The following is a 13,830-nucleotide window of genomic DNA, read 5'->3' as shown; positions in this document are numbered from 1 at the left end:
TCTTTTGCGGGTAGGCGGTGCGGAAACATACGAGAATGTGACCTGCCGCGACATATCCGACACTTTGATTTCCCCGCGATCCGTGGCATGAGCAATTCATGTTTGGAATTGATCTCTTTGACGCCTCGATGCTGCCCGCGATTTTCGTCGCTCTGGCTGCTGGTATCGCATCCTTCGTGAGCCCCTGTGTGCTTCCCATCGTGCCGCCGTATCTGGCGTATATGTCGGGGATTTCTATGGGCGAAATGCAAGAGGGCAAAGCGGCGCGCAAGGCCATCGGTCCCGCGATCATGTTCGTGCTTGGCCTGTCGACGGTGTTTTTGTTTCTTGGGTTCACGGCGTCGGTCTTCGGGGCGTTTTTCCTGCAAAATCAGGTGCTTTTCGGACGCATTTCAGGTGTCGTGATCATCATTCTTGGCCTGCATTTCCTCTCCGTGTTCCGCATTCCCATCCTTGATCGCGAGGCACGTCTGGATGCGGGCGACCGTGGGGGCACCGCACTTGGGGCTTACGTGCTGGGTCTTGCCTTTGCCTTTGGCTGGACGCCCTGCATCGGTCCGCAACTGGGCGCGATCCTGTCGATTGCCGCACAAGAGGGGTCTCTGACCCGTGGCACCACGCTGTTGGCGGTCTATGCCTTCGGGCTTGGGGTGCCGTTCTTGTTGTCGGCGCTGTTTATCACCCGTGCGATGACGGTGATGAACCGTCTCAAGCGCCACATGGGCCTGATCGAAAAGGTCATGGGGCTGATGCTTGTAGTCGTCGGGTTGATGCTGCTCACTGGTGCGTTTTCGCGCCTGTCCTACTGGCTGTTGGAAACCTTCCCCGCACTGGCCACCATCGGCTAGACAGGGCTCAAATTCCGCTTAATCTCGCCCGCGATCTGGTTTAACGTGACCCAAACGGGCAGGGCCATAGGTATGAGTGAACATGGGCGACAAGAGGTCAAGCGGCGGCGGATGTTCTACATCTCCGGCTATGATCCCATTCCGCCCCGTCGCTACCGCGAGCTTTACCGCACCGAGAGCGCCAAACAGGCCGCTATTTCCGATTACACCATTTCCATAGCCCCCAAGTCGGGAGAGCGGTTCGGGTGGTCGGTGGACAGCGCCATCGAGGGCGGCGAGGTCCATACCGAGATCGACGTTCTCGTCTGGTCCGACATCGTGCAAGACAGCATGGATGCGGGCATTTTGCGTACCTACGGCGTGCTTGCGCGCACCGCATGGATTTACATCTCCACAGGGGCTCTGTTTCGATTGATGCGCTTGCGCAAAGGCCCCGTGATTGCGGCGCTTTACCCTGTCGGCGCGTTGCTCGTGCAATTGTTGATCGCCATTGCCGTGGTCTATGGCGTCAGTATGGCGCTGATGGGATTGAGCGAGCGCCTCTTGGAAGCGTTGAAAGGTCCGCGCCTGTTTCAGCCGTGGATGGTTGCGCGGATGTGGGGTTCTGTGGCTCTGGGTCTTGTGGCGGGCGTGGCGCTCTTGCGGTGGTTCAAGAAGATGGACGGCAAGTTCTTCGCCTATTACCTGATGCACGACTACGGGTTTTCGGCGCGGTGGCGCGGGGCCGATCCGCCGCAACTGACCGAACGGATGGCCGAGTTTCGCGCCGCGATTGCGCAGGCGCTCACCGAGGATTGGGATGAGGTTCTGGTCGTTGGCCATTCGTCAGGGGCGCATTTGGGCATTTCGGTTCTGGCCGATCTGATCCGCGCGGGCGAGGTGCCCGAGGATGGACCTGCGTTGTCGTTTCTGTCGCTTGGCCAAGTGGTGCCGATGGTGTCGTTCCTGCCCGAGGCAAAGGTGCTGCGCCGCGATCTGGCCTATCTGTCGGCCACGGACGCGTTGTTCTGGCTCGATGTCACGGCACCGGGGGATGGCTGCGCCTTTGCGCTGTGCGATCCGGCGGGGGTGACTGGCGTGGCACCAGAGGCGCAAACGGGACCGCTTGTGATCTCAGCGGCCTTTACGCAAAGCCTCAAGCCCGAGACATGGAAAGCCCTGAGGTGGCGGTTCTTTCGTCTGCATTTTCAGTATCTTTGCGCCTTTGATGCGCCGCAAAGCTACGACTATTTCAAAATAACGGCAGGGCCACAAACGCTCGCCACTCGTTACAAAACGCACGCAGCTTCGCCAAGTCAGATCACCGATGCGGCCAATCGTTTTACGGAGATAGCCTCGTGACCGAGCGTGCCAAAATGATCCCGCCAAAACCCAAAGCGCGACCTGACAAAACAAGCCTGCGCAATTACCTGCGCCTGTTTCGCAAGGATATCCTGTCGGCGCAGCCCGCCAAACTGTACCGCGCGTGGATGGCCGAGTTTAAGACGCCGTTCTTTCGCTCCTTTCTCGTCAATCAACCCGATCTGGTGAAAACGGTGCTGAACGAGCGTCCGATGGATTTTCCAAAGTCCAACCGCATCGCCGAAGGCTTGCGGCCCTTGCTCGGCAATTCGGTGTTTTTGACCAATGGCGAGACATGGCAACGACAGCGACGGATCATTGATCCTGCGTTCGAAGGCGGGCGGCTCAAGGATACATTCCCCGCCATGCTTGCCGCAGGGCAGGATGTAGTGGCGCGGCTTGGCGCGATTGAGGGCGCGTTTGACGTTGAGCCCCATACATCGCATGTCGCCGCCGATGTGATTTTCCGCACGTTGTTTTCGATCCCGATCACTCACGAAACCGCCACGGCGGTGTTCTCGGAATTCCAAGCGCACCAACGGGCGCAGCCGATCCTCAATCTTGCCGCCTTTATCCCGCTGCCCAAATGGGTGCCGCGGTTCCATTCGCGCGAGACAAAGCGCACGGCGAAAGTGATCCGTGGCCTGATCACCCAGTTAACGACCGAGCGCATGGCGCAGATCGAGGCAGGCACAGCGCCCGACGATTTGGCGACCAAGATCATGACCACGGCTGATCCGCAGACGGGCGAGCGGTTTGATACGGACGAAATGGTCGATCAGGTCGCGATCTTTTTCCTCGCAGGGCACGAGACCTCGGCCTCGGCGCTCGCGTGGGCGTTGTGGCTACTGGCGGCCAATCCCGAGGTGGCAGATAAGGTGGCCGCGGAGGGCACGGCCTTGGGGGCGGCGCCGCAGTTTTCCGACCTTTCCAAGCTGCGCTATACCAAGGACGTTTTTCGCGAGGCGTTGCGGCTCTATCCGCCTGTGCCGATGATGGTGCGCGAGGCCTCTTGCCCCGAACACTTCCGCGACCGCGATGTGTCCAAGGGCAGCCAGATCGTATTGAGCCCGTGGCATTTGCAGCGCCATGAGCTGTTCTGGGACGATCCCGACGCATTTGATCCAAGCCGCTTCAAGACCGAGAATGGCAAGCAATGCTTGCGCGATGCCTTTATCCCGTTTTCGGGCGGGCCACGGGTCTGCACGGGGGCAGGGTTCGCTATGGTCGAGGGGCCATTGGTGCTTGCCCTGATCGCGCGGGCGTTTCGACTGAGCCCTGTCGAGGACAGGACCCCTGTGCCTGTGGCGCATCTGACGGTGCGGGCGCAAAATGGCATTTGGATAAAGCTGGACAAACGCGACACGAGTGCAACCCCTTCCGCGTAAACGCATGTTCTATGGCGTCGGCGTTTTGCGGAATGCCGTCCTTGACTGGCAAGCGGCGGCTTGAGTTCCCGAAACAGGCGTCCTACATATTTTAAGAGTGCCATATGAAAAGGACCGCAGCCCATGCGTGTGAATAAAGACCTCATCGACACAATCGGGAACACCCCTTTGATCCGTTTGAACGGACCATCGGAGGCCACGGGCTGTGAGATTCTCGGCAAAGCAGAATTTCTCAACCCCGGTCAGTCGGTCAAGGACCGCGCGGCGCTCTACATCATCAAAGATGCGGTGGAGAAGGGCCTGTTGAAGCCCGGCGGCACGATTGTTGAAGGTACGGCGGGTAACACCGGTATCGGTCTTGCGCTTGTGGGCGCGTCCTTGGGCTTCAAGACCGTGATCGTGATCCCCGAGACGCAATCGCAAGAAAAGAAAGACATGATCCGTCTGGCAGGGGCCGAGTTGGTCCAAGTGCCTGCGGCCCCGTATAAAAATCCGAACAACTATGTGCGCTATTCCGAGCGTTTGGCGCAGGCCTTGGCTCGCACCACCAACGAGGGTGTGATCTGGGCCAACCAGTTTGACAACGTCGCCAACCGTCAGGCCCATATCGAGACCACAGGTCCGGAGATTTGGGAGCAAACCGATGGCAAGGTGGACGGCTTTATCTGTGCGGTGGGCTCGGGCGGCACGCTCGCAGGTGTCGGCATGGCGCTTCAGCCCAAGGGCGTGAAGATCGGTCTGGCCGACCCGATGGGTGCAGCACTCCATAGCTATTACACCACGGGTGAATTGAAATCCGAAGGCAGTTCGATCACCGAAGGCATCGGCCAAGGGCGCATCACCGCCAACCTCGACGGGTTCACCCCCGATTATTCGTATCAGGTCACGGACAAGGAAGCCTTGCCCGTTGTGTTTGATCTGCTGCGCGACGAAGGTTTGTGCGTTGGCGGCTCATCTGGCATCAACGTGGCCGGAGCGATGAAAATGGCACGTGACATGGGGCCGGGGAAACGTATTGTGACTGTATTGTGCGACTACGGAACGCGCTATCAGTCGAAATTGTTTAACCCCGAGTTTTTGCAAGAAAAGGGGCTGCCGGTCCCACAATGGTTGGCCCGCGCCCCGCAAAATCTCCCAGACGTCTACGAGGGCTAATGCGCCACGCCATCACCCGCTTGATTCTGATCATCGCGCTGTGTCTGCCGCTTTCGGCAGTGGCACAGGACATCGTCGCCCCTGACTATGACGCATGGGCGCAGGTGGCTAATGAGGCGGAGACGGCGGTTGAAAGTGGCACGGCGGATGATGCCACCCTTGAGGCTTTACGCACGGAGCTGTCCACATGGCGTGGGCAGTTTCTAAGCGCCGAAGAGACCAATGCCGCACGGATTGCGACGCTGCGCGCCCAGATCGCGACGCTTGGTGATCCCCCCGCCGAAGGGGCGGAAGAGCCTGCGGATGTGGCGGCGCGGCGCAAGGAGCTCAACGAGCAACTCGACCGTGCCCTCGCGCCTGTCCGCAATGCCGAGGAAGCCTATACCCGTGCGGACGGTCTTATTGGTGAGATCGACGATGTGCTAGTCTCGCGCCAGACCGACGCACTGATGGAATTGGGGCCAACCCCGCTCAATCCCGTCAACTGGCCCAATGCCCTGACCGACCTGACCACGACTGCCCTGACCGCATGGACCCGCGTTGTGGACAATGCCGGATCGGCGCGAGGCCTGTCGGCGTTGAAGTCCAATGCGGCTACGATCATCTTCTTTACTGTTGCGGGTTTTGTGTTGATCCTGCGTGGCCGTGCCTGGTCGGTGCGGGCCTCCGAAAAGGTTCAAAGCTATGTCACGGGCAATGCGGGGCGCGGCGTGTCGGGCTTTGTCGGATCGCTTGGTTTGGTTGTCCTGCCTGTGGCAGGGCTATTTGCCCTCTCGCAAGCGGCGCAGTTTACGGGGCTTCTAGGGGCTCGCGGGGAGGCGGTGTTCGACGCGCTGCCTCTGATCGGTCTGTTCTATTTCACCGCGCGGTGGTTGGCGGGGCGGGTCTTGGTGGCCACCGAGACCTCCGAGCCGCTGTTCGATCTGACCCCGCAGCAAACGCGCGAAGCCTCGGGGCATTTGTCCGTGATGGGTGTGATGTACGGGGTGAACCTGTTGCTTGTGGCGTTGGCCGAGATCGACGCCTATACGCCTGCGACTTTCAACGTGCTGAGTTTCCCGCTCGTGGTGCTGACGGCCTTGTCGTTGTTCCGCTTTGGTCAGATCCTTGCGGCTTCGGGGCGACGTCAACGCGAGGCTGTAGAGGCTGAGGACAGTGACGTGCCCTCGACGCAGGGCTTTGTCGCCTTGGTCAGCAGCACCGCAGCGCGGGTCATTCGTCCGGGTGCCAGTCTCGCCATTCTTTTGGGGGCTGTGGGCTATATGTCAGCGGCCAAGGGATTGGTCTTTCCTGCCGTTTTGACCCTCGCGCTTTTGGGAGCCTTGCTCGTGGTGTCGCGGGTGATTGCCGATGCCTATGTGGTGGTGACGCGTCGTCCCGACGGGGCGGGAGAGGGGCTTGTCCCCGTCATGGTCTCAACCGTGTTTTTGGTTTTGTCCTTGCCCATCTTCGCGCTGATTTGGGGGGCGCGCCGCGATCAGCTGTGGGAAATCTGGGCGCGGATGAAGGAAGGGGTCTCTTTGGGAGAGGCCCAAATATCTATCACCGATTTTCTGACCTTCGCCATCGTGTTTGCCGTCGGCTTTGGTCTGACGCGCTTGGTCAAGGCGGCGCTGTCCTCCTCCATTCTGCCCAAAACCAATCTCGACAAGGGGGGCCAGAACGCCATCGTCGCGGGCACGGGTTATCTGGGGATTTTCCTTGCCGCGATCATTGCCATCACGGCGGCGGGTATCGACCTGTCGGCTTTGGCCATTGTCGCAGGGGCGCTTTCCGTGGGGATCGGTTTTGGTCTGCAAAACATCGTGCAGAACTTTGTCTCGGGGATCATCCTGCTCATCGAGCGGCCTGTGTCCGAAGGTGATTGGATCGAAGTGGGCGGACAGATGGGCTATGTGCGCTCCATCTCCGTGCGCTCGACGCGGGTTGAAACCTTTGACCGTACCGATGTGATCGTGCCTAACGCCGATCTGATTTCCAATTCCGTGACCAACTACACCCGTGGCAACCTCATCGGTCGTGTAACGATCAAAGTGGGCGTGGCCTATGGCACCGATACGCGCCGCGTCGAGGCGATTTTGCGCGAGATTGTCGAGGCGCAGCCAATGGTTCTCCTGAACCCTGGTCCACAGGTGTTGTTCATGGGCTTTGGTGCCGATGCGCTTGATTTCGAAGTGCGGGCAATCTTGCGTGATGTGACCTCGATCATGACTGTGACCAATGATGTGAACCACGAGATTGCCAAGCGGTTTGGCGAAGAGGGCATTGAAATTCCCTTCGCACAGCGCGATATCTGGTTGCGCAACCCCGAAGCCCTCACAGGACGCACGCCGCCCCCCGCAGCGCAAAGCTCCGAGGCGCAAGAGTCCAAGCGTGCGCCGGCCAAAGAGAAGGTGCGAAAGGTGGAGCCCCCCATTGAGGCGGATACCGCTCCTGACTGGAGTGACCCTGACGGAAGCGGCGAGAGTGACGGAGAGAGTTAATGGCCACGACTGCCCTGTTTCGCGATGATGCCTACCTTGCCGAGCATTCGGCAGAGGTGACTGCCCTGACCCAAGAGGGCGGGATCATTTGCGATGCTTCGGTGTTCTACCCGACCGGTGGCGGGCAACCTGGCGATAGCGGGTTGCTCGAATGGGACGGTGGTGCAATTGCGATTGCCACGGCGATCAAAGGCGATGAGGGCGCGATTGTCCTCGTGCCCGCCACACCCGTGGAATTGCCCCCCGTGGGCACCCGCGTCACACAACGTCTCGACTGGGCGCTGCGCCACCGTCACATGCGCGTGCACACCGCGCTGCACCTGCTGTCTGTGGTGATCCCTTTGCCCGTCACGGGCGGGTCGATTGGCGCGGAAAAGGGGCGGTTGGATTTCAATATGGCCGAGCCGCCCGAAGACAAGCAAGAGATCGAAGACAGTCTTAACGCCTTGATCGAACAGGATTTGAAGGTCAGTGATGACTGGATCAGCGATGACGAGCTTCTGGCCAATCCATCGCTCGTCAAAACCATGTCCGTTATGCCGCCAATGGGGCAAAGGCGTGTGCGCCTTGTGCGTATCGGTGATGGCGACGCCCAAGTGGACTTGCAACCCTGCGGCGGCACCCATGTGGCGCGCACGGCAGAAATCGGACGTGTTCGCATTGGTAAAATCGAGAAGAAAGGCCGTCAGAACAGACGTGTTTACCTCCACCTCGATTGAGTGTTGGGGCGCGGAAACGACCGTGGTGTGGTTTGCAGTCAAAAAACTACAAAAACCGCAAAGAGAGGGGTTGCACACCCCGCATATTCTCAAATATAGACGCCCCACGGACAGGTGGCCGAGTGGTCGAAGGCGCACGCCTGGAAAGTGTGTAGGCGGGAGACCGTCTCCAGGGTTCGAATCCCTGTCTGTCCGCCACTACCTCTTTTGTACGCTTTGAATAGGTCGCCTCGAGCGGCCTTTTTCTTTGTTTGATTGGCCAATGCTGTCGGGCATCAGTTCGTTGTTTTGTCCGAGCGTAGTCACGGCCACGCGCCCCATATTCCAATAAATCAGGCAATAATTTTGCTGCCACAGCTCTTTGCCAAAACCGTGTTGCGCAGGTGTGGGGACTTGGCTACATACTTCAAACGTTATGATATAACATAACGAATCGAGCAACCGTTGACTTCAATATGATGGAGATCCCTATGTCCCGCACCGCAGTTCCTCACATCACTGCAATCGCCACCTGCGCTCTCTTGGCCATGAGTGCCCCTGTGATCGCTGAGACGACCCATTCCCATGACGAGACCCATGCTCATGCCCATGGGGATGACGATATCTACAAGGGCTATTTCGACGACGACCAGATCGAGCCGCGCGACCTGTCTGATTGGGAAGGCGACTGGCAATCTGTCTATCCCTTCCTTCAGGACGGCACCTTGGACGTGGTGATGGAGCACAAGGCCGAAGCGGGCGAGAAAAGCGCAGCCGACTACAAGGCCTATTACGAAACGGGCTATGCCACCGATGTGAATCGTATCCTGTTCGAGGGCAGTACAGTCACCTTCTTTGGTGCGGGCACGCCGCTTCAGGCCGAGTATAAAAACGACGGGTTTGAGATACTGACCTATGAGAAGGGCAATCGTGGTGTGCGCTATGTCTTTGCCAAGGAGCACGGCGATGCGGATGCCCCTGCGTTCATCCAGTTTAGTGACCACCGCATTGCGCCTGCGAAAGCGGATCACTTCCACCTCTATTGGGGCAATGACCGCGACGGCCTTGCTCGAGGAAGTCACCAACTGGCCGACTTACTATCCGTCAAATTTGAGCGGTGACGAGATCGTTGAACAGATGCTTGCACACTGAGTGCAGGCCAAAGGCATGCCGTCACTCCCTTCGGCATGCCGCTATTTCCCCTTTATGACAACAAGCGAAGACAGAGTATGACCTTGCAAGATTCACGCCTCCCCGTCACCGTCCTCTCCGGCTTTCTCGGGGCCGGAAAAACAACGCTGCTCAATGCCGTTCTCAACAATCGGGACGGGCGGCGCGTGGCCGTGATCGTGAACGATATGTCCGAGGTGAATATCGACGCGGACCTCATCCGCGAAGGCGGCGCAGACCTGAGCCAAACCGAAGAAACCTTGGTCGAAATGTCCAACGGCTGCATCTGCTGCACGCTGCGCGACGACCTTTTGCTTGAGGTGCGCAGGCTCGCAGAGGCGGGTCGGTTCGACTACTTGCTGATCGAATCTTCGGGGGTCTCCGAACCCTTGCCCGTGGCGGCCACGTTCGAGTTTCGCGACGAGCTTGGCCAAAGCCTGTCCGACATTGCGCGGCTCGACACGATGGTCACGGTTGTCGACACCATGAGCCTGCTCAACGATTACGGCAGCCATGAATTTCTCAAGGACCGCGGGCAGGAGATCGGGGAGGAGGACGAGCGCACGCTTGTCGATCTGCTCGTGGACCAGATCGAATTTGCCGATGTTGTTGTCCTCAACAAGATCAGTCTTGCGGGCCCAGAAAAGCGGGATGCGGCGCGAAAGATCGTCACTGCCCTGAACCCCGATGCGCAGATCATCGAAACCGATTTCGGCGCCGTGCCACAGGACAGGATTTTCGACACGGGGCTGTTTGATTTCGCAACGGCTCATGAACATCCGCTTTGGGCAAAGGAGCTTTACGGGTTTGCCGATCACGTGCCTGAAACCGAGGAATATGGCGTGTCGTCTTTCGTCTACCGTGCACGCAGGCCGTTTCATCCGAAGAAGGTCTATGATGTTCTCAACGGACCACTTGAGGGTGTGTTGAGGGCCAAGGGACATTTCTGGTTTGCAACCCGTCCTGACTGGGTGGCGGAATTCTCTCTTGCGGGCGCTATCAGCACGGTTCGTCCTCTTGGACGTTGGTGGGCGAGCATCCCCGAAGACAAGCTCCCGGACTCGCCACAGATGGCCGCCTATATGAACGAACATTGGCAAGAGCCCTATGGAGATCGTCGGCAGGAATTGGTCTTTATCGGTTCAGGGATGAACAAGGCAGAGATTACTGCCGCCCTCGATGCGGCCTTGCTCGATAGTGATCTTCTTGCGCGCCGTGAGGCGTGGATACATCTGAGCGATCCGTTCCCCGAAGGGCGCGACGCCGCACAGGTGGCCTGATGCGGTCTGTGCAGCGACAGACGAACGTTCGCAGCGGTTTGAGACGCCGCAAACGGCGCGGCGATGCGATGGCGGCCTATGACAGGCTGCCATCGGAGTTGCGGGCGTGGTTGATGCAGGCGGTGTTGCCGTGGTCCGCCCATTCGGCCTTGCGGGCGTGGCATAAATCCCTGCGAGCCTGTGGGGGCGATGCCGAGGAGGCGAAGCGCCATCTGACACGTCTCGAACAAAAGACGCTCCAACGGGATCGTGCTTACACATCCGTCGATTGCCCGCCGCCGAACATGACCTGACCCCGATGGCGCATGGCCACGGGGCAGGGACGTCTCACCACTCGTAGAGTTCCATTTTGGCACGCGAGATGGAATAGCCTGTTTGACCGAGGCTCGTGTCCTGCAAATGCGTATTCAAGGTGCCCGTGACCCAGACCGCATCCCACAGCTTGTCACGCGGCCACGGTTCCGAGGCCGAAACCAGAACGAGTTGGTTGGCTGGGGGAGGCGGCGTGTGGATGCAGGCACCGACATAGGGCACGAGCATGAAGTTGCTCACGCCGTCCGATCCCATGTCAAAGGGGATGATATAGCCCGGCATCTTGATATAGGCTCCGTCAAGCTCTTCGTTCAGCTTGGTCGCATTCTCGTCGAAAATGGGCGCCCACGTGTCATTGGCCTCATCCATCTCGCCCTCACCGATGATCTCGGCATAGGGCACGCCCGGCGGAAGCAGATCGTCCCATGTGATTTCACGGGCCGTCGCGGCCAAGGCCACGCGCGGCGCGATGAGCGAACCGGATAAGAGCATCAATGTCGTTCTACGATTTACCATGCGGTCATCTCACTCTTCGCGTTAGGTTTTCACCATCATACCATCTGCAACGGACATTCTGTAAGCCCGTATCGCGGGAACGAGGCTCACAATTGCGCCAGCGCAGATAACACCGACAAGCACCCAAACCTCTCGCATGCTCGGCGCTTCGATCGGCAACCATAGGCCAAAGGCACTGTCGAGGATCGGTTGGGCGATCACCAGACCGACATAGAGCAACGCCACGCCCAGAGCAGCCCCCACAGCGGCCATGAGCATGGCCTCCAATATGAGCATACTCAGGATGGTGACAGGGCGTGCGCCCATAGCCCGAAAGATTGCCATCTCGCGGCGGCGCTCGTTGAGGCTTGAAAAGATCGTGGCCATCATACCGATGAGGGCGGTGACAACGACCATGGCCGACACGGCGAGCAGGGCGGTTTCGGCAATGCCGACAATGCCCCAAAGCTCTTGCAAGGCCACGCCGGGCAAAATAGCGAGCAGGGGTTCTTCGTTGTATTCATTGATGGCGCGTTGAAGGGCGAAGGTCTGTAACGGGCTTTCGACCCCGACAAGCGCGGCGGTGATCGAATTGGGTGTAAGGTCCATACCGCGAATGACGTCCACGGGAGTTGATTGACCGGGACGCCGCGCCCCGCTTTTCCAGTCCACATGGATCGCTTCAATTGCTTCCATGCTGACGATCACGGTGCGATCCACGGGCGTGCCCGTTTTTTCCAGAATGCCCGACACGCGGAAGGGCTGATCCTTGTGTTCGGTGAACGACGCAATGCCGTGGGCGACGATGATGGGATCTCCAACCTGATACCCCAAAGCCGCGGCCACATCGGCCCCGATGACCGTATCAAACAGATCGTCCATGAGAGCGCCCTCAGAGAGGGCCAGTGATCTGCCTTGTCTGTATTTGTAATGCTCGAAAAAGGCGGTGCTCGTGCCCATCACGCGAAACTGGCGGTGGCTGTCGCCCAATGAGATCGGCACGATCCAATCCACTTCGGGGCGGGCTTCGATGTCCTGATAGCTTTCCCAAGTTACGTTGTTGGTCGCATTGCCGATGCGGAACACGGAATAGAGCAGCAATTGCACCGACCCCGACCGCGCGCCCACGATCAGGTCTGTGCCCGAAATCGTATCGGCAAAGCTGGCCTTGGCCCCCGTGCGCACCTTTTCCACGCCGAGAAACAGCGCCACCGAGAGAGCAATGGCGAGGATGGTCATGGCAACGGTCAAGGCGCGAGCGGCAAGCGAGCCGATGGCAAGGCGCAAGATCATAGGGTGGCCCTCTCGATATGTGCGATCTCGTCCATGCGGATCACCCGATCAAAGCGGTCCCCGAGGCGAGGATCATGGCTGACCATCAGGAGCGAGGTGTCATGTGCGGCGGTTTGGGCAAAGAGCAGATCGAGAAATGCGGTCTGGCTGTTTGCGTCGAGCGCCGAGGTGGGTTCATCCGCGATGATAAGCGGCGGGTGCCCGATCAGGGCGCGGGCCACGGCGACGCGCTGTTGTTGGCCTACACTGAGAGCGGTGGCTTTGGCCTGTGTCACACCCTCAGGCAGGCCAAGGGCCGTGCAAAGCTGCGTGGCTTGCGCGGCTGCGTCGCCCGTCCGTTTGCGCCGCGCGGGCGCAAAGCGGAGCGGCAGCAGGATGTTGTCGAGAACAGAGCCAAAGGGCAGGAGGTTAAACTGTTGAAAAATAACACCGATATACTCCGCCCGCAGCTTGTCACGCGCCCCGCCGGACAGCGCGGAAATGTCTGTGCCTGCGATGTCGATCCGTCCCTGATCGGGTTGGATCGTGCCGCAAATCAGCGACAGGAGCGTTGATTTTCCCGACCCGCTTTCGCCAAGCAACAGCACGGACTCGCACTTTGCCACGCAGAGGTCGGGGACGGACAGGGAAAACCCCTTCCGTCCCGCCCAACGATAGGCAACATCCGAGAGAGTGAGGATCGCGTCAGCCACGGACAATCACTGCTCCAGTTTCAAAACGGGTGCGTCACGGTGAACGTCAAAGGCCTGTGCGCCTGCGCCTGTGATCATCTGGACCTTGACCTCTTGCGCATTCTCGAAGCGGTCGAAGTAGGCAAAATTGATCTCGGTGAGCGCCTCAGGGGCATCGCAGGTAAGTTCATATTCTGCATGAAACGCGCTGTGGGTTGCGCCGTGGTCGTGGTCATCATGATCCTCGTCATGCGCGTGTTCATCGTGGTCATGGTCGTTGTGATCTTCGTCATGCGCGTGTTCATCGTGGTCATGGTCGTCATGGTCGTCATGATCCTCGTCATGCGCGTGTTCGTCATGATCATGATCGTCATGCGCTTCGCTTTCAAGCTCGGCCTTCGCGGATACGACAGAACACCCTGCTGCTTCAGGCAGTCCAAAGAGGTCAAGCGGCGCGGACAGCGTGGCCAACGCCGTCTCAATCGCGGCGCGATCCTCGTCTGCTTTGGCCTCATACTCGAACCCGACAATGTCGGCGCCAGGTGTTTCAAGCGTCATCGCGACGGTTGTGCCGTCGATGGCGATGTCGAGTGATCCGACGCCATGCACGTGGGCGTCCATATGGCGGGTTTCCTCGGCAACTGCGGGCAGGGCGGCAACGAGGGCAAAAAGGGAGAGGGAGTATTTCATGGGAAT

Annotated in this window: 12 protein-coding genes, 1 tRNA gene and 1 pseudogene; 10 read left to right on the top strand and 4 right to left on the bottom strand. The window is 59.3% G+C overall.

Going from position 1 to position 13,830, the window contains the following annotated elements:
* Positions 1-98: 98 nt before the first annotated feature.
* The 10 genes and pseudogenes from ACN0TS_RS08800 to ACN0TS_RS08755 all read left to right on the top strand — a co-directional run bounded on the left by ACN0TS_RS08800 (position 99) and on the right by ACN0TS_RS08755 (position 10,656).
* Positions 99-848 carry a cytochrome c biogenesis CcdA family protein gene (locus ACN0TS_RS08800; RefSeq protein WP_417258976.1) on the top strand — a complete coding sequence of 250 codons (750 nt, stop codon included), beginning with the start codon at positions 99-101 and terminating at the stop codon, positions 846-848.
* A 72-nt stretch (positions 849-920) separates the two neighbouring features.
* Positions 921-2,189 (top strand): hypothetical protein, encoded by a 1,269-nt coding sequence (locus ACN0TS_RS08795; protein WP_417258975.1) that lies wholly within the window; start codon positions 921-923, stop codon positions 2,187-2,189.
* A gap of 14 nt (positions 2,190-2,203) precedes the next feature.
* Positions 2,204-3,577, top strand: coding sequence for a cytochrome P450 (locus ACN0TS_RS08790; RefSeq protein WP_417259090.1), 1,374 nt, complete (start codon positions 2,204-2,206; stop codon positions 3,575-3,577).
* A gap of 123 nt (positions 3,578-3,700) precedes the next feature.
* Positions 3,701-4,732 carry a cysteine synthase A gene (locus tag ACN0TS_RS08785; protein WP_417258974.1) on the top strand — a complete coding sequence of 344 codons (1,032 nt, stop codon included), beginning with the start codon at positions 3,701-3,703 and terminating at the stop codon, positions 4,730-4,732.
* Positions 4,732-7,215, top strand: coding sequence for a DUF3772 domain-containing protein (locus tag ACN0TS_RS08780; RefSeq protein ID WP_417258973.1), 2,484 nt, complete (start codon positions 4,732-4,734; stop codon positions 7,213-7,215). Before ACN0TS_RS08785 ends, ACN0TS_RS08780 begins: the two co-directional genes overlap by 1 nt.
* Positions 7,215-7,934, top strand: coding sequence for an alanyl-tRNA editing protein (locus ACN0TS_RS08775; protein ID WP_417258972.1), 720 nt, complete (start codon positions 7,215-7,217; stop codon positions 7,932-7,934). Before ACN0TS_RS08780 ends, ACN0TS_RS08775 begins: the two co-directional genes overlap by 1 nt.
* A 108-nt stretch (positions 7,935-8,042) precedes the next feature.
* Positions 8,043-8,132 (top strand) — tRNA-Ser (locus tag ACN0TS_RS08770).
* A 260-nt stretch (positions 8,133-8,392) separates the two neighbouring features.
* Positions 8,393-9,065: pseudogene (locus ACN0TS_RS08765) on the top strand (ZinT family metal-binding protein).
* Between the two features lie 77 nt (positions 9,066-9,142).
* Positions 9,143-10,363 carry a GTP-binding protein gene (locus tag ACN0TS_RS08760; protein WP_417258971.1) on the top strand — a complete coding sequence of 407 codons (1,221 nt, stop codon included), beginning with the start codon at positions 9,143-9,145 and terminating at the stop codon, positions 10,361-10,363.
* Positions 10,363-10,656 carry a DUF6525 family protein gene (locus tag ACN0TS_RS08755; RefSeq protein WP_417258970.1) on the top strand — a complete coding sequence of 98 codons (294 nt, stop codon included), beginning with the start codon at positions 10,363-10,365 and terminating at the stop codon, positions 10,654-10,656. The genes ACN0TS_RS08760 and ACN0TS_RS08755 overlap by 1 nt, the downstream gene beginning before the upstream one ends.
* A gap of 34 nt (positions 10,657-10,690) precedes the next feature.
* Here the strand turns inward: ACN0TS_RS08755 and ACN0TS_RS08750 are convergent, their stop codons facing one another.
* The 4 genes from ACN0TS_RS08750 to zrgA are packed head-to-tail and all read right to left on the bottom strand — an operon-like array spanning position 10,691 to position 13,824.
* Complete coding sequence (locus tag ACN0TS_RS08750; protein ID WP_417258969.1) at positions 10,691-11,191, bottom strand: DUF3299 domain-containing protein; 501 nt, start codon at positions 11,189-11,191, stop codon at positions 10,691-10,693.
* A gap of 21 nt (positions 11,192-11,212) precedes the next feature.
* Positions 11,213-12,463 carry an ABC transporter permease gene (locus ACN0TS_RS08745; protein ID WP_417258968.1) on the bottom strand — a complete coding sequence of 417 codons (1,251 nt, stop codon included), beginning with the start codon at positions 12,461-12,463 and terminating at the stop codon, positions 11,213-11,215.
* Entirely contained in the window at positions 12,460-13,155 is a 696-nt protein-coding gene (locus tag ACN0TS_RS08740; RefSeq protein WP_417258967.1) for an ABC transporter ATP-binding protein, read from the bottom strand. Before ACN0TS_RS08740 ends, ACN0TS_RS08745 begins: the two co-directional genes overlap by 4 nt.
* Positions 13,156-13,161: 6 nt before the next feature.
* Entirely contained in the window at positions 13,162-13,824 is a 663-nt protein-coding gene (gene zrgA / locus ACN0TS_RS08735; protein WP_417258966.1) for a zinc uptake protein ZrgA, read from the bottom strand.
* Positions 13,825-13,830: the final 6 nt, after the last annotated feature.

It is taken from the genome of Celeribacter sp., assembly GCF_048266405.1.
Classification (GTDB): domain Bacteria; phylum Pseudomonadota; class Alphaproteobacteria; order Rhodobacterales; family Rhodobacteraceae; genus Celeribacter.
This window is presented reverse-complemented; position numbering and strand designations above follow the sequence as displayed.